The organism is Lacisediminihabitans sp. H27-G8, from assembly GCF_046156175.1.
Classification (GTDB): Bacteria; Actinomycetota; Actinomycetes; order Actinomycetales; family Microbacteriaceae; genus Lacisediminihabitans.
Map to the genome: position 1 here is coordinate 108649 of NZ_JAYLVL010000001.1, position 15762 is coordinate 124410.

Here is a 15762-nt window from a genome sequence, read left to right on the forward strand (position 1 = left end):
CAGAACGCCAAGTCCCACTGTCGAGGATGAAGTCATACCGGCAGCCGCCGGAGCACATCATCCAGGGGGACGGCGCGTGAGCACCACCGAAATCGGCACCGGCGCAGCAGATACCGGAGCGATCGAGATCGATGCGGTCGACCGTGCCGGGGCAGTCCGCCGTTCCGAGCGACCGGGTGGCACGCGATTCGGCGGTCTGCGGCCGTCACGCTGGTTCGGCGCGGACGCGGGCATCGGCCCTGTCGCAGCGCTTCTCGGCGCGGCCGGTTGGCTGCTCACCTTCATCGGATCCTGGATCCCGGCATTCTGGGGAGACGAAGCGGCAAGCGTCATGTCGGCGGAGCGACCACTGGCCACGATCTGGCGGGAACTGGGACGGGTCGACGCCGTTCACGGCGCGTACTACGTGTTCCTGCACTTCTGGATCGATGCCTTCGGCGCATCCGAGCTCTCGGTGCGGCTGCCGAGCAGCATCGCGGCCGGTGTCGCGGTCGCGGGCACTGTGGTGCTCGCCCACCGTCTGTTTGCGCGCTCCGCTTCCCCCCGGGCGGTCGCCGTGGTCGCGGGCCTCGTCATGATCCTGCTCCCCCGGGTGAGCTACATGGCCGCGGAGGGCCGGTCCTACGCGATCGGAACGGCGGTGGCTACCTGGCTCGCTGTGCTCTTCGTGACACTCCTGCAGCGCCGCGTCACCCGTCGGCTGCCGTGGATCGGTTTCGCCCTCCTCTTCGCCGCCTCGATCTACGTCTTCCTCTACCTCGTGCTGCTCGCCGTGGTCTTCGCGGTCGCGCTCCTCGCCGCCCGCCCCGGCCGAGCTGTCATCCGTCGCTGGTTCTCGGCGGTCGCGGCGGGAGTGCTTCTCGCGGCGCCCGTCATCGTCTACGCCCTCGGCGAGCATGGCCAGATCTCCTTCCTGGCTCACCGCAACTACGTCACCTTCACCCGGATGTTCGTGATCCAGTGGTTCGGCAATCCCTGGCTCGCACTCGCCTGCTGGGCGCTGATCGTTGTCGCCGTCGTCGCACTCATCCGCTCGCGCAATCGGGCGGTCGCCCTCCTGCTCGGCTGGGTGGTGCTGCCGATGGGGCTCCTCATCTTCGGCAATGCTGTCATCGCTCCGATGTACACGATCCGCTACCTGTCCTTCTGCACGCCGGCGGTCTCGATCCTCGTGGCCTTCGGAGTGTGCGCGCTCTTCAGCCGCGGAGCCGCCGCAGGCTGGATCCGTGCCGCGGCGGTACTCGCGCTCGTGGCACTCGCCCTGCCAACGGAGGTCTTCCAGCGCACCGAATTCGCCAAAGACGGCGGAAGCGACCTGCGCCAGGCCGCCCAGGTGATCGGATCCAACGCGAAAGCGGGTGACGCCGTCGTCTTCGATGAGACGGCGAAACCCTCCCGCAAACCGCGACTGGCCCTCCACCTCTACCCGCAGTACTTCACCGGGCTCTCCGATGTCACGCTGCGCTCGCCGTACTCGCAACGCTCGGGCATCTGGGATTCGGTGTGGCCGATCGCGGCTATCGCCCCGTCCCTCCAGAGGACATCCGCCGTCTGGGATCTCGAGCTCGTCACCCCGGGATCGACCGCGATCCCGGCCAACATCGTCGCTCTCGAACGACTGGGCTACTCGATCTCGCGCCAGATACCCGTCCATCGAACCGTCGTCTACGAACTCACCCGGGAGACACCATGAACCAGACAGAGAACCGCACCCTCGTGGTCGTGCCGACCTACAACGAGCGGGAGAACATCGCCGAGATCATCGCGCGCGTCCTTCGGAGTGCTCCCGGTGTCGACGTGCTCGTCGTCGACGACAATTCCCCCGACGGGACCGGCGCGATGGCGTCGGCACTCGCCTCCGGTCATGACCGGATCAACGTCTTGCATCGGGCCGGCAAGGAAGGACTCGGCGCCGCCTACCGGGCCGGGTTCGCGTGGGGTCTCGAGCGCGGCTACGAGCGCCTGGTCGAGATGGATGCCGACGGCTCCCACCAGCCGGAGCAGCTCGAACGCCTCCTCTCCGCGCTCGACGATGCGGACGTCGTGCTCGGGTCCCGCTGGGTTCGCGGCGGCTCCGTGGTCAACTGGCCCCTCAAGCGCATGCTGCTCTCCCAGGGAGGCAGCCTGTACGCACGGATCGCTCTCGGGCTCCCGGTGCGGGACATCACCGGCGGCTTCCGTGCCTTCACCGCCGACGCGCTGCGCGAGATCGGCTACCAGGATGTGCTGAGCCAGGGTTACTGCTTCCAGATCGACATGCTCTGGAAGGCCTACAGCGCGGGCTTGCGCATCTCCGAGGTGCCCATCACCTTCGTGGAGCGGGTCCACGGCGAGTCGAAGATGAGTTCCGGCATTGTGAAGGAAGCCATCCTGCGGGTCACGCTCTGGGGTCTCCAGGGCCTCCCCGCGCGGCTGAGAGGCGACCACCGGTCGGCCGTGGCTGCGGCATCCGCTCTGCGACTCGCTCGCGAGCAGGCCGATTCGCGGGCCGCAGAGGTGCGCGTGCTTCGCACGAGTTTCGGCGGGGAGCGCAATCGTGTCGCGTGACTCCCGCAGGGCGCTCGTACGGCAACTGCTGAGCTTCGGGCTCGTCGGGGGTGTCGGCCTCGTCGTCGACATCGTGGTGTTCAACGCGCTGCGCACTACCGTGTTCGAGCCTCACCTCGTTCACGGTGGCCCGATCATCGCCAAGGTGATCTCCACGTCGATCGCTATCGTGGTCAACTGGATCGGCAACCGCTACTGGACCTTCCGCACCGAGCGTCGAATGACGAGCCGCGCGGCCGTGTTGCGCGAGGGGGTCGAGTTCGCCGTGGTGAGCCTGATCGGCGCGGGAATCGCCCTCGGCTGTCTCTGGATCTCGCACTACGCGCTGGGTTTCACCTCGGTTCTCGACGACAACCTCGCGACCAACGTGGTCGGGCTCGCGCTCGGTACGGCTTTCCGTTTCGCCCTGTACCGGTTCTGGGTGTTCTCCGGACGCCGTCGCGGCGCGTCTGTCGCCGTCGCTCCCCTGGCTTCGCGCAGTGAGGTACTCGCTCCGTAGACCTTCCGCGGCCGCAGTGGGCATACGACCTAGCGGCGGGAGTCGTATCCTCCTCCGCGATGCGTTTCGGCCGCGGTGAATCGGCGGATCCCCCGCCGCACTCTCGACTCGGCATCCCGTTCCTGCGACACGCCGTACGGATGTCGGTGGCAATTGACATATTCGAATGTATGTTCGAATATGAGGGAATGGCCTCCGCAGCAGCAGTTCTCGACGACTCGCCCACGCGAGCCACCGTCGAAGAGCTTCAGGCGCGCATCCGTTCGATGCAGGCGACCACTCTCGATACTCGCACGATCCCCACCCACCCGGCGATCGCCGGGCTGCTGCCCGGTGGGGGGCTCAAAGAGGGCGCGACCTACTCGGTGGACAATTCCGCGACGCTGCTCATGGCGCTGCTCGCCGGTCCCTCTGCGGCGGGTTCGTGGTGCGGTGTCATCGGCGTCCCCGAGTTCGGGGTGGAGGCCGCCCAGCATTTCGGCATCGACCTGGAGCGGCTCGTGCTTGTGCCACATCCCGGCGAGCAGTGGCTCGGTGTCACCGCGGCGATCGCCGATGTGCTCGGGGTGGTCGTCACCCGGCCGCCCAAGCGAGCGAGTGACTCGAGCGTCGCGCGCCTGAGCGCCCGGCTGCGGCAGCGCGGGGCGACCCTCATCGTGCTGGGGCCATGGCCGCAGAGCGAGGCGATGCTGAGCCTCTCCGACAGCCACTGGAGCGGTATCGGCCAGGGCAACGGTCATCTCAGCGCCCGGCAGGCCACGGTCACGGTCTCCAGTCGCGCAGGGCGCCCGCGGAGTGCCCGTCTGTGGCTGCCCGATCTCAACGAGCAGTTCTCCGAGGTCGACAGGTTCACCCAGCCGGAGACGACCAGTCGGCACGAGGCGCATCGGCACGAGGCTCATCTGCAGGACGCTCATCTGCAGGAAGCGACGGCCTGATGCGTCGCACCACCACGCTCTCCCCGCCCGGCGCCCCCCTGCGCACCATCGTGCTGTGGTGCCCCGACTGGCCCATCACGGCTGCGCTGCGCCTCCTGGGCGCAGACACCGGCAGCAATCCGACCGCAGCGGATGCCCCACTCGCCCTCATCGACGCCGGCCAGGTCTTCGCCTGCTCGGCATCGGCGCGCGGTGAGGGGGTGCGGCGCGGACTCCGGCTGCGCGAAGCCCAGGCCCGCTGTCCGGAACTCCGGGTGCTCGACTACGATCCCGCGCTCGACATCCGCGCCTTCGAGCCGGTGCTCGAGGCGATCGAGGAGACGATGCCCGGAGCCCAGGTGCTGCGTCCGGGCACCTGTGCGATGCGGGCCCGCGGACCCGCCCGCTATTACGGCGGCGAGGAGGAGGCGGCGCTGTGGCTGCTCGATGCGCTCGATGCGCTCGGCATCCACGGTTCACGGGTCGGTATCGCCGATGGACCCTTCACCGCGGAGCATGCGGCCCGCAGCCCCCAGCGGCAACGCATCCGCATCGTCCCGGAGGGGGGATCCGCCGAGTTCCTCTCGGGCATGCCGGTGGGGCTGCTCGGCGAAGAGGCCCTCGCCACCCTCCTGCGACGGCTGGGCATCCGCACTCTCGGCGAGTTCGCCCTGCTCGAACCACGGGATGTCGAGCAGCGTTTCGGAGACACCGGCGCCCGGGTGCATGCGCTCGCCCGCGGTCTCGACAGTCGTCCCGTCGTGCCCCGGATCGTGCCTGAGGAACTCGACAGCGCGGTGGGGTTCGAACCGCCACTCGACCGCATCGACCAGGTGACCTTCGGCTTCCGCGCATCCGCAGATCGCTTCATCGAGCAGTTGGTGCAGGCACGGCTCGTCTGCACCTCGATCCGCATCGAGGTGGACTCGGAGTCGGGAGAGCTGTCGGAGCGCACCTGGCTGCATCCGCGTTCTTTCACGGCGGCGGATGTCGTTGACCGGGTGCGCTGGCAACTGCAGGGCAGCGGCACCATCGCCGGAAACCCATTCGGCAGTGGTCTCAGCTCCGGGATCATCCGGGTGCGGGTCGTGCCAGAGAGCGTCGACGCCATCGGCAACCACGAACAGGGGCTGTGGGGCACCGGGCATGACGAACGGATCCACCACGGGCTCTCGCGGGTGCAGAGCATGCTCGGGCATGGCGCCGTGCTCACCGCCGCGATCGGTGGCGGGCGCACCCTGCTCGACCGCCAGAGTCTCGTGGCGTGGGGGGACCGCACCGAGACGGCGAAGCCCGACGGTCTTCCCTGGCCAGGGCAACTGCCCACCCCGACGCCCGGCACGGTGTTCGAGGCGCCCCAGCCGGCGATGGTGATCGACTCCGCGGGCAGTGCCGTCGACCTGGATGAGCGCGGAGTGCTCTCGGGCGTTCCCGCCAGGTTCTCCACCGATGGCCGCACCCTGCATCCCGTTGCGGCCTGGGCCGGTCCCTGGATCATCGACGAGCGCTGGTGGGACGCCGACACCTTTCGCCGGGCGAGCCGTTTCCAGGTCGTGGACGATGCCGGGGTGGCCTGGTTGCTCGTGCTCGACAGTCGCGTGTGGTGGGCCGAAGCGAGGTACGACTGATGGGCGTGGCGTGCTGCCCGTGCCGCCCGTACTCCTCGTCCTCCCCGTGCTGCCCGTCCTCCCCGCAATCCGGGCGAATGCGGTCATTCCGGGTCGGCATGCCAGCCCGGGATGACCGCATTCGCCCGCTTTCGCGCGCAGGCCGGCGGCACGCCAGCCAGCAGGGAGGCGACTGATGGGTTGGAACAACCCGCCGATCCCCTGGTCCGAGTTCGAGAAGGCGCTGTCCGACGTTCGGCGACCCCGAGAGGTGCCGGTGGGGGCGGATGGCGGCGACAGCCCCGGTTGGTCACACAAGCGCGGCGCCTATGAGGCGCCATCCGAGACCGTGCAGGCACCGGCGGGCGATCTGGTGCCGTATGCCGAGTTGCACGCCCACTCGAGCTTCAGCTTCCTCGACGGGGCGTCCTCCCCCGAACAGTTGCTCGAGGAGTCCTCCCGGCTCGGGTTGCACGCCCTGGCGATGACGGATCACGACGGCTTCTACGGGGTGGTACGCCTGGCGGAGGCGGCAGAGCAGCATCCGCAGATCGACACGGTCTTCGGTGCCGAGCTCTCTCTCGGCCTCAGCCGACCCCAGAACGGCTCCGCCGATCCGGAGGGGAGCCACCTGCTCGTGCTCGCCCGCCGCGAGGAGGGCTACCACCAGTTGGCCGGCGCGCTCACCGCGGCCCAGCTCGCCGGGCTCGAGAAGGGGCGTCCGGTCTACGACCTCGACGAGCTCGCCGCCCGGGCGGAGGGGCACTGGGCGATCCTCACCGGGTGCCGAAAGGGCGCCGTGCGGCAGGCTCTCGAGGAGTCCCCCGCGGCCGCCACCCGGCAGATCGACCGGCTCGTCGACCTGTTCGGCCACAGCAACGTGATCGTCGAGCTCTTCGATCACGGCACCCCGCTCGCCAGCGACCACAACGATGCGCTCTTCGAGATCGCGGGGAGGCGCGGGCTTCAGGTGGTCGCCACCGGCAACGTGCACTACGCCAGGCCTGAGCAGTACCGGCTGGCGTCGGCCCTTGCGGCAGTGCGTGCCCGTCGCAGCCTCGACGACATGGATGGCTGGTTGCCGGCATCCGGAGCGGCCCATCTGCGTTCCGGCGCCGAGATGGCCGCGCGATTCGCCCGTTATCCCGGTGCCGTCGAGCACACCGTCGTGATCGCTGATGAGCTCTCGTTCCAGCTGCGGCGGGCACGTCCCAAGCTGCCGAAACAGCAGGTTCCCGAGGGGCACACCCCGATGAGCTACCTCCGCTATCTGGTCTGGGATGCCGTGCCGGTGCGCTACCCGCAGCTCGCCCCCTCGGAGCGCGACCGTATCGCCCACGAACTCGACGTGATCGAGACGAAGGACTTCCCCGGCTACTTCCTCATCGTCTGGGACATCGTGAAGTTCGCGCGGGATCGCGGCATCCTCTGCCAGGGCCGCGGATCGGCCGCGAACTCCGCGGTCTGCTACCTGCTCAACATCACCGCCGTCGACCCGATCGGCTACAAACTGCCGTTCGAGCGCTTCCTCTCGAGCATGCGGGAGGAGGAGCCCGACATCGACGTCGACTTCGACTCCAACCGGCGTGAGGAGGCGATCCAGTACGTCTACGAGAAATACGGTCGGCAGAACGCGGCACAGGTGGCCAACGTGATCCAGTACCGGCCCAAATTCGCGGTGCGGGATATGGCGAAAGCGCTCGGCGCGAGCCCGGGGCAGCAGGATGCGTGGTCGAAGCAGGTTGAGCGCCACGGTGCGCTGCTCTCGAGTGTCGACCACGACATCCCGGATGCGGTGACGAGCCTCGCCCTCGAGGCATTGAAGCTCCCGAGACACCTCGGCATCCACTCCGGCGGAATGGTGCTCACCGATCGACCCGTCGGCGAGGTCTGCCCGATCGAGCACGGTCGCATGGACGGCCGGACGGTGCTGCAGTGGGACAAGGACGACTGCGCCTGGATGGGACTGGTCAAGTTCGATCTGCTCGGCCTCGGCATGCTCAACGCCATCCAGCACACGTTCGACCTCGTGCGCGAGCATCTGGGTGAAGAGTGGGAGCTCGCCACGATCCCCAAGGAGGAGCAGGGCGTCTACGACCAGCTCTGTCGCGCTGACTCGATCGGAGTGTTCCAGGTGGAGAGCCGAGCCCAGATGGGCCTGCTCCCCCGGTTGCAGCCGCGCAAGTTCTACGACCTCGTGGTGCAGATCGCGATGGTGCGGCCGGGGCCCATCCAGGGTGGGGCGGTGCATCCCTTCGTGCGGCGCAAGCTCGGCGAGGAGGCGATCACCTACCAGCATCCGAAGCTGAAGGAGCCACTGGAGCGCACTCTCGGCATACCGGTGTTCCAGGAACAGCTGATGCAGATGGCCATGGCCGTCGGAGGCTGCAGCGCGGATGACGCGGACCTGCTGCGCCGCGCGATGGGATCCAAGCGCGGGCAGGAGAAGATCGCCTCGCTCAGGGCCACTCTCTACAAGGGCATGGCGAGCAACGGCATCGTGGGAGAGGTCGCCGACGACATCTACGCCAAGATCGAGGCCTTCGCCAACTTCGGTTTCGCCGAGAGCCACAGCCTCAGCTTCGGGCTGCTCGTGTACGCGAGCTCCTGGCTGAGACTGCACTATCCCGGGGCTTTTCTCGCATCGCTGTTGCGCGCCCAGCCGATGGGTTTCTATTCGCCGCTCTCCCTGGTGGCGGATGCCCGCAGGCACGGTGTCGAGGTGCGGCGCCCCGACATCCTGCGGTCGGGGTGGCAGCCCGGGCTCGAGGGTCTCGATACGGGCGCGGAGTGCCCTACTCGACCACCGGGCACCGCCGGTCGAGTAGCGAGCGCCAGCGAGCGTATCGAGACCCCACCACCGACCCAACCCACCGGCAGCGATTCCTGCCTAGACCCCCACCAGCCCCCGGTCGGCAGCTACGACCGCAAAGCACACTTCGACACCGACGACCACCGTCGCGACGGAGCCCTCGCGGTGCGACTCGGTCTCGCCGAGGTCACCGGCATCGGGGAGACTCTCGCGAAGAAGATCGTCGCCGATCGCGAGGAGAACGGCGACTTCACCCACCTCGCAAACCTCGTGCGCCGCGTGGGGCTCACCACCCCCCAGCTCGAGGCTCTCGCCGCTGCCGGCGCCTTCGAGTCCCTCGGTCTCAGCATGCGGGAAGCGCTCTGGGCCGCGGGAGATGCCGCGCGGGATCGGGAGGAGTTTCTCGCCGGCAGCATGGTCTCTGTTCAGCCGCCGCTGTTCTCCATGCCCAGCACCTCGGAGGTGCTTGCGTCCGACCTCTGGGCCACCGGCATCTCCCCCGACGATCATCCGCTGCGTTACCTGCGTGACTCGCTCCGGCAACGCGGGGCTCTCCGCTCCGATGACCTGAAGACGGCGGAATCCGGTCGTCGCATCGAGGTGGCCGGCGTCGTGACCCACCGGCAACGGCCCGCCACCGCGAGCGGCATCACCTTCATGAACCTCGAGGATGAGAGCGGGCTCGTCAACGTGATCTGCAGCGTCGGGGTGTGGAACCGCTACCGCCGTGTCGCCCGGGACTCCCCCGCGCTCATCGTGCGCGGCATTCTCGAGCGCTCACCCGAGGGCGTCACGAACCTGCTCGCCGACCGTCTCGAAGCGTTGCCGATGTCGACCCGCACGGCTTCCCGCGACTTCCGCTGAACACGCGAGCGACCGAGAAGCCCTAGCGGGCGCCCCGATTTCTCACGAGCGAGAGGGCGGATGCCTCGAACCAGGCGCCTGCGGCAGGACTGCCGTTGCACGATCCGTCACTCACGCCCGGGTTCTTCACCCAGAGCAGGGCGTCGAGCGCTGTCGTGCCGGCGCTCACGTGCGGATTCTGGCCGAGTGCCGCGCCGGGCGGGTTGCACCAGACGCCCTGCCAACCGGCGCCATTGCGCGAGACATCGATCACGAAATGCGTGCCACCGAGCAGCGCACTGACAGAGTCGGCGTAGCTTCGCTCGGCGTCGACCCGTGAGAAGTTGGCCACATTGGTGAAGAACCCACGGGTGTACCGCACTCCCGCCGTCGAGAGACGGGCAGCCATGACGGCAGGCGCAACCCAGTGGCTGTTCCCTCCGTCGAGGTAGACGGGCACCCCGGCGTCGAAGAAGATCTTGGCGACCTGGGCCAGCAACTGAAGCCGCGCACCGGCGACGGCGGCGCAGCGTGCGTCACCCAGCATCGCGATCGAATCGGGTTCCATGAGCACGACCGCCGGATGCCCGTGAAGGGATGCGGCGATCGTCTGGTTCCACTGCAGGTAGGCCGCATCGCCGAACCCACCCGCGGAGTAGCCTCCGCAGTCGCGATCCGGGATGGCGTACGTGACGAACACCGGGGTACTGCCGGCGGCCGCCGAAGCTGCGAGCATCCCGCGCAGTTTGGAACTGAGAAGGCTGGGGCTCCACCAGTCACCGAGCCAGGTCGCACTCGGCTGGGACGAGATCTGGCGCACGAGAGCGGCATCCGCGGTGCGACCGGAGGCGGTGAGCTGAGCGGTCGCGGCCGAAGCGAGAGTCTGCGGATTGGTCCAGAGTCCCCCCGGGAAGACCTCGGCGTTCGACGCCGAGCCCGGCCACCCGGTGGGCGTCGTGGCCGCCGTAGCGGCCGGACCGAGCCCCAAGAGGGCGCTGACGGCGGTGCACGCCGCGACGATGACCAGAACACCGCGACGGGACCACCGTCGACCGAAACGCACGTTCACTCTCGACATGCCGTGCCCCCGCACTCACGCCCGGCTCCGGACCCGATTCCGAAACACGCCAGCGGCTCCATTCTGCGCGACTGTGCCGCGGCAGGACCGCCCCAGTTCGGGGACGCATTCGCTGCCGGCGGATGGGCTGAGAGGCTCGCCAACCGGCCATGAGACGTCGAGCCTGCAGGGTTAGCATGACCTCATGAACACTGCACAGCATCCTCTTCCCTCCAGTTTCGGACCCCGGACGACAGCGGCGGAGGTCGTGGCCGGCATCGATCTGAAGGGAAAGCTGGCCATCGTCACGGGCGGGTATTCCGGGCTCGGCATCGAGACGGTCGCCGCCCTCGCCGGCGCCGGAGCCACCGTGATCGTGCCGGCTCGCCGCCCGGAGGTGGCCCGAGCCGCACTCGACGCGCGCGGCTTGGCTTGCGTCGAGGTCGCCGCGCTGGATCTCGCCGACCTCGACAGCGTGCGGGCGTTCGCCGAGGACTTCCTCTCGACCGACCGCAGCGTCGACATCCTGATCGACAATGCCGCGATCATGGCCTCCCCGGAGATGCGGGTCGGCCCCGGCTGGGAGTCGCAGTTCGCAACGAACCACCTCGGGCACTACGTGCTCGCGAACCTGCTCTGGCCCGCGCTGAAGCGTGACGGCGGCGCACGGGTGATCGCGCTCTCCTCCACCGGGCACAAGCTCTCGGGAATCCGTTTCGACGACCCGCAGTTCGAGACGGGCTACGACAAGTGGCAGGCCTACGGGCAGGCGAAGACGGCCGACAGCCTGTTCGCCATCCGACTCGATGCGCTCGGTGCCCCGTTCGGAGTGCGTGCCTTCGCCGTGCATCCCGGCGGAATCATGACGGAGCTGCAACGCCACCTCCCTCGTGAGGAGATGATCGCCTCCGGATGGATGACCGAAGACGGCACGGTGAACGATCGGTTCAAGACTCCCGAGCAGGGCGCCGCCACCTCCGTCTGGGCCGCGACATCGCCGCAGCTGGACGGCGAGGGTGGGGTGTACCTGGAGGACTGCGACATCGCCGAGCCGACCGCCGCCGGCACCCCAGAGGCCCGGGTTCGCGGAGTCGATGCTCACGCGATAGATCCGGCCGATGCCGAGCGGCTGTGGGCCCTCTCCGCCGAGCTCACCGGCGTAGACGCGTTCGCCGGATAGCGACCGACCTCAGCTGCGCAGGCCGCGACGCAACAGGTCGATGCGAGCCTGCAACTGTGACACGCTCGCCTGCGGCACTGCCGGGCCACCCGCCATCCGGCGCAACTCGGCGTGGATGATGCCGTGCGGCTCCCCGGTGCCCTTGGCCCGCATTCCCACGAGGCTGTTGAGCAGCGCGCGCTGCTCCTTGAGGTTGCGGTAGAGCGGAACGATCTCGGCCTCAGTGCCGGCCTCGTCCACCTGGCGCTGGCGATCGCCGATGCGGCGAGCCTGTCGTTGGTGCCGGTGGCGCAGGAGTTCCTTCACCTGGTCGGGTTCAAGAAGCCCCGGGATGCCGATGAAGTCGAGCTCCTCGAGGCTGTCCGGCACGGCCCCGGCGCCGAACTCGTCCCCATCGAACAGCACCCGGTCGAAGGCGGCCTCGGAGCCGAGGGCCTTGAAGTCGAACAGCAGTGCGTCGCCGGAGGCCGATTCGACCCGGTTCGCCTCGTCGGCGGCATCGTCATCGAGCAGGATCTCCTCGAGACCTTCGCCCGGATCCCGGTCGAGGGCGTGGTCGCGCTGCAGCTCCATCGCGGAGGCGAGCTCGAGCAGCGATGGCACGCTCGGCAGGAAGATCGATGCGGTCTCGCCGCGTCGCCTCGTGCGCACGAAACGGCCGATGGCCTGGGCGAAGAACAGCGGCGTCGAGGCGGAGGTCGCATAGACGCCGACGCCGAGGCGCGGGATGTCGACCCCCTCCGACACCATGCGCACCGCCACCATCCAGCGGGAGTCGGATGCCGCGAACTGGGCGATCCGGTCGCTCGCCGCCTTCTCATCGGAGAGCACGATCGTCGGCGCCTCCCCGGTCACCTTCTCGAGGATGTCGGCGTAGGCCCGTGCGGCGTAATGGTCGGTGGCGATCACGAGCCCACCGGCATCCGGGATTCCGTGGCGTACCTCGGTGAGGCGGCGATTCGCGGCCTTGAGCACCGCGGGCACCCACTCCCCCTCCGGATCGAGGGCGGTGCGCCAGGCCTGGGCCGTGATGTCTTTGGTGTCGCCCTCGCCGAGCCGCGCCTCCATCTCGTCTCCCGTGCGGGTGCGCCAGCGCATCCGGCCCGCGTAGGCGAGGAATATCACGGGGCGCACCACGCCATCGGCAAGGGCGCGGCCGTAGCCGTAGGCATAGTCGGCCTGGGAGGTGCGGATGCCGTGCTCGTCCGGGTAGTAGGTCACGAACGGGATCGGTGAGGTGTCCGACCGGAAGGGCGTGCCGGTGAGCGAGAGTCGCCGCGTCGCCGGCTCGAATGCCTCCCGGATGGCGTCTCCCCAGCTGAGCGCGTCTCCGCCGTGGTGCACCTCGTCGAGGATCACCAGGGTGCGTCCCCCTTCGGTCATCGACCGGTGGAGGCCCGCCCGTGTCGCCACCTGCGCGTAGGTGACCGCGACGCCGTGGAAGTGTTTGCCCGCCCAGCCCTGGGCGTTCTTGAATCCCGGATCGAGCCGCACCCCCACGCGGTGCGCGGCATCCGCCCACTGGCGCTTGAGATGCTCAGTCGGGGCGACGACGGTCACCCGGTCGATCTTGCGCTGCGCGAGGAGCTCCGTGACCAGGCGGAGCGCGAAGGTGGTCTTGCCGGCGCCCGGGGTCGCGGCCACGAGGAAGTCCTTCGGCTCCCGCATGAAGTACTCGGCGATCGCCTCCTGCTGCCAGGCTCGGAGCTTGTCGGCGGTTCCGCGGGCCGCCCGCTCCGGGAAGGACGGGGAGAGGTGTTCCGCTGCCGAGGTGCCCACCTGGGGTCCGAAGGGCTGCGGGTTGGTCATCAGTCGAGCTTAACCGCGACGGACGACCTCGCCGTGCTCGCGTACCACGAAAAGGTCCCCCCGCCAGAAGGCGAGGGGACCGATGCTTCTCAGCGCGGGGATTACGCGCGGCTGCGCGAGCCGCGAGTGACGAGGCCGTAGATGAGCAGGACGACGATCGCGCCGAGGATCGCGATGACCCAGGTACGGATGTCGAAGAATCCACCCATTGCTACGCCGAAAATCGCGCTGGCGAGGAAGCCGCCGAGCAGTGCGCCCACGACGCCGAGCACCAGGGTGATGAGCCAGCCGCCACCCTGCTTGCCCGGGAGGATTGCCTTGGCGATCGCGCCGGCGATGAGTCCCAGAATGATCCAACCGATGATTCCCATGGTTTTCTCTCCAAAAAGTCGTGATGTGGTCATTCGGATCTCGAATGCCGTTGGATACTCTGCCATTCCCCCTTTTGGGGGACAAGGGCCTTGACTCTCAGCAAATTCCCTGTATTGGCCCGGTTTGGCGCGCCGGGCGCACCTGATGCAGGGTAGAACCATGACTCAGCAGCATCCCTGGTCCCGCTACGTCGCGCTCGGCGATTCCTTCACCGAGGGCATCGGGGATCCGGAACCGCGCAGTCCCGGGGGTAACCGCGGGTGGGCCGACCGGGTTGCCGAAGTGCTCAGCGAGCAGACCGACGATTTCGCCTACGCAAATCTCGCGATTCGCGGTCGACTCCTGCGCCAGATCCTGGAGGAGCAGGTGGATGTCGCGCTGGCCCTCCGCCCCGACCTCATCTCGATTTCGGCCGGGGGCAACGACATCATCCGTCCCAACACCGATCCCGATCGGCTCGCGACCATCCTCGAGGCCGGGGTCGCGCGACTGCGGGCGGATGGCGCTACCGTCGTGCTTTTCGACGGGCCGGACATCGGCATGACGCCGGTGCTCAATCGGTCCCGGGGCAAGGTCGCCATCTACAACGAGAACCTGCGCGCGATCGCCCTTCGGCACGATCTCGTCGTCGCAGACATGTGGGCCCTGAGGGAATTGAAGGACCCGAGGATGTGGGCGCCGGATCGGCTGCACTTCTCCCCCGTGGGGCACACCGCCATTGCGCGGATGGTGCTGGAGGCACTCAACGTGGAGAACGACCTCCAGCCCTACAACCCCGAGCCCCTGATTCGGGTTCCCTGGCGTCAGGCCAGAGTCGAAGACATCGGCTGGGCGCGGGAGTACCTCGTGCCGTGGGTGTTGCGGCGCATCCGCCACCAGTCATCCGGAGACGGCATCACGCCCAAGCGACCGGATGCCGGTCCCTACCTCAGCGCAATGAAAACCGACTAGCGCCCGAACTGGGTGGCCGCCGGGCAGTCGAAGGGGTCGCCGCCGGCCGAGAGGCCCACGCGGTTGAGGTAGGCGATGACGATGCCGTAGGACTCGGTCAGGCTGGTCTCGGTGTAGAGGATGTTGTGCGAGTCGCAGTATTCCTTCGCGATCTCGCGAGCCTTGGCCAGGTGGGGTCGCGGCATGTTCGGGAACAGGTGGTGCTCGATCTGGTAGTTGAGGCCGCCCATGAAGGTGGTGGTACCGAGCCCGGTGATGTTGCGGGAGGTGAGCACCTGGCGGCGAAGGAAGTCGACCTTGCTGTCGTGGGGCAGGATCGGCATGCCCTTGTGGTTCGGGGCGAAGGACGCTCCCATGTACAGGCCGAAGACCCCGACCTGCACGCCGATGAAGGCGAAGGCCATTCCCACCGGAAGGAAGGCGAAGATCACGGCGACATAGAGGGCGATGCGCGGAACGAGCATGCTGATCTCGGTCCACCGACGATCGACCTTCTCGCGCCCGAAGACGGTCTTGAAGCCGAGGATGTGCAGGTTGATACCCTCGAGCAGCAGTGCGGGGAAGAAGAGGTAGCCCTGGCGGCGGGTGGCCCAGGCGTAAAGGCCCTTGGCACGAGCGGCATCCTCGGGGATGAAGGAGACGAAGTCCCGCTCGATGTCGGTGTCCTTGCCGATCACGTTCGGGTTCGCGTGGTGGCGGCTGTGCTTGGTCATCCACCAGGAGTAGCTGATGCCGACGAAGAGGTTGGCAAGGGCGCGGCCAGCGATGTCATTCGCCTTTCCGGACTCGAAGACCTGGCGGTGAGCGGCCTCGTGCGCGAGGAAGGCGTACTGGGTGAGGATGATGCCGAGGGCTCCGGCGATGAGCAGCTGGTACCAGCTGTCGCCGAGCAGGATGAAACCGGTGATCGCTCCGCCCAATGCGACGGTGATGAGGGAGAACATCATCACGTAGAAACCCGTGCGGCGGCGAAGAAGGCCGGCATCGCGAACGGTGCGTAAGAGGGAGGAGTACTCAGTGGTCGGATTAGTGCGGGAGCCGCCGGGCTTCGTCTTCGTGAAAGACACCACCGGTGCCACGGATGCATCGCTCACGATACCTCGATTCGAAATGACTTCCCAGTCGGGGTAGAACGAGCGGGTGCTCCAAAGGATGGTTTTACCCTAAG

12 protein-coding genes are annotated in these 15762 nt (G+C 68.1%); 8 read left to right on the forward strand and 4 right to left on the reverse strand.

Annotated features, from left to right (window positions below):
• Nucleotides 1–76: 76 nt before the first annotated feature.
• From VLI63_RS00525 to VLI63_RS00550, 6 genes are all read left to right on the forward strand, one after another.
• Nucleotides 77–1693: a hypothetical protein gene (locus VLI63_RS00525; RefSeq protein ID WP_409154968.1), complete on the forward strand. Its 1617-nt coding sequence runs from the start codon at nt 77–79 to the stop codon at nt 1691–1693.
• Nucleotides 1690–2547 (forward strand): polyprenol monophosphomannose synthase, encoded by an 858-nt coding sequence (locus VLI63_RS00530; RefSeq protein WP_409154969.1) that lies wholly within the window; start codon nt 1690–1692, stop codon nt 2545–2547. Before VLI63_RS00525 ends, VLI63_RS00530 begins: the two co-directional genes overlap by 4 nt.
• Nucleotides 2537–3046, forward strand: a complete 510-nt coding sequence (locus VLI63_RS00535) for a GtrA family protein (RefSeq protein ID WP_409154970.1) — start codon at nt 2537–2539, stop codon at nt 3044–3046. Before VLI63_RS00530 ends, VLI63_RS00535 begins: the two co-directional genes overlap by 11 nt.
• A 170-nt stretch (nt 3047–3216) precedes the next feature.
• Nucleotides 3217–3984 carry a hypothetical protein gene (locus VLI63_RS00540; protein ID WP_409154971.1) on the forward strand — a complete coding sequence of 256 codons (768 nt, stop codon included), beginning with the start codon at nt 3217–3219 and terminating at the stop codon, nt 3982–3984.
• Complete coding sequence (locus VLI63_RS00545; protein ID WP_409154972.1) at nt 3984–5591, forward strand: DNA polymerase Y family protein; 1608 nt, start codon at nt 3984–3986, stop codon at nt 5589–5591. Before VLI63_RS00540 ends, VLI63_RS00545 begins: the two co-directional genes overlap by 1 nt.
• A 175-nt stretch (nt 5592–5766) precedes the next feature.
• Nucleotides 5767–9246 carry an error-prone DNA polymerase gene (locus VLI63_RS00550; RefSeq protein ID WP_409154973.1) on the forward strand — a complete coding sequence of 1160 codons (3480 nt, stop codon included), beginning with the start codon at nt 5767–5769 and terminating at the stop codon, nt 9244–9246.
• Between the two features lie 22 nt (nt 9247–9268).
• Here VLI63_RS00550 and VLI63_RS00555 read toward each other — a convergent pair whose 3' ends face one another.
• Nucleotides 9269–10303 (reverse strand): glycoside hydrolase family 6 protein, encoded by a 1035-nt coding sequence (locus VLI63_RS00555; RefSeq protein ID WP_409154974.1) that lies wholly within the window; start codon nt 10301–10303, stop codon nt 9269–9271.
• 184 nt (nt 10304–10487) lie between these two features.
• Here VLI63_RS00555 and VLI63_RS00560 point away from each other — a divergent pair, with 184 nt between their 5' ends.
• A complete protein-coding gene (locus tag VLI63_RS00560; RefSeq protein ID WP_409154975.1) occupies nt 10488–11462 on the forward strand; it encodes an SDR family NAD(P)-dependent oxidoreductase in 975 nt (324 codons plus the stop codon).
• Nucleotides 11463–11471: 9 nt separating this feature from the next.
• Here VLI63_RS00560 and VLI63_RS00565 read toward each other — a convergent pair whose 3' ends face one another.
• Both VLI63_RS00565 and VLI63_RS00570 read right to left on the reverse strand, forming a co-directional pair.
• Nucleotides 11472–13271, reverse strand: a complete 1800-nt coding sequence (locus VLI63_RS00565; RefSeq protein WP_409154976.1) for a DEAD/DEAH box helicase — start codon at nt 13269–13271, stop codon at nt 11472–11474.
• Between the two features lie 101 nt (nt 13272–13372).
• Nucleotides 13373–13642, reverse strand: coding sequence for a GlsB/YeaQ/YmgE family stress response membrane protein (locus tag VLI63_RS00570; protein WP_409154977.1), 270 nt, complete (start codon nt 13640–13642; stop codon nt 13373–13375).
• A 160-nt stretch (nt 13643–13802) separates the two neighbouring features.
• Between VLI63_RS00570 and VLI63_RS00575 the strand changes: the two genes are divergently transcribed.
• Nucleotides 13803–14594 (forward strand): SGNH/GDSL hydrolase family protein, encoded by a 792-nt coding sequence (locus tag VLI63_RS00575; RefSeq protein ID WP_409154978.1) that lies wholly within the window; start codon nt 13803–13805, stop codon nt 14592–14594.
• On the opposite strand, the gene VLI63_RS00580 is transcribed toward VLI63_RS00575, so the two are convergent.
• Nucleotides 14591–15688, reverse strand: coding sequence for a fatty acid desaturase family protein (locus VLI63_RS00580; protein WP_409154979.1), 1098 nt, complete (start codon nt 15686–15688; stop codon nt 14591–14593). The genes VLI63_RS00575 and VLI63_RS00580 overlap by 4 nt on opposite strands.
• Nucleotides 15689–15762 lie beyond the last annotated feature (74 nt).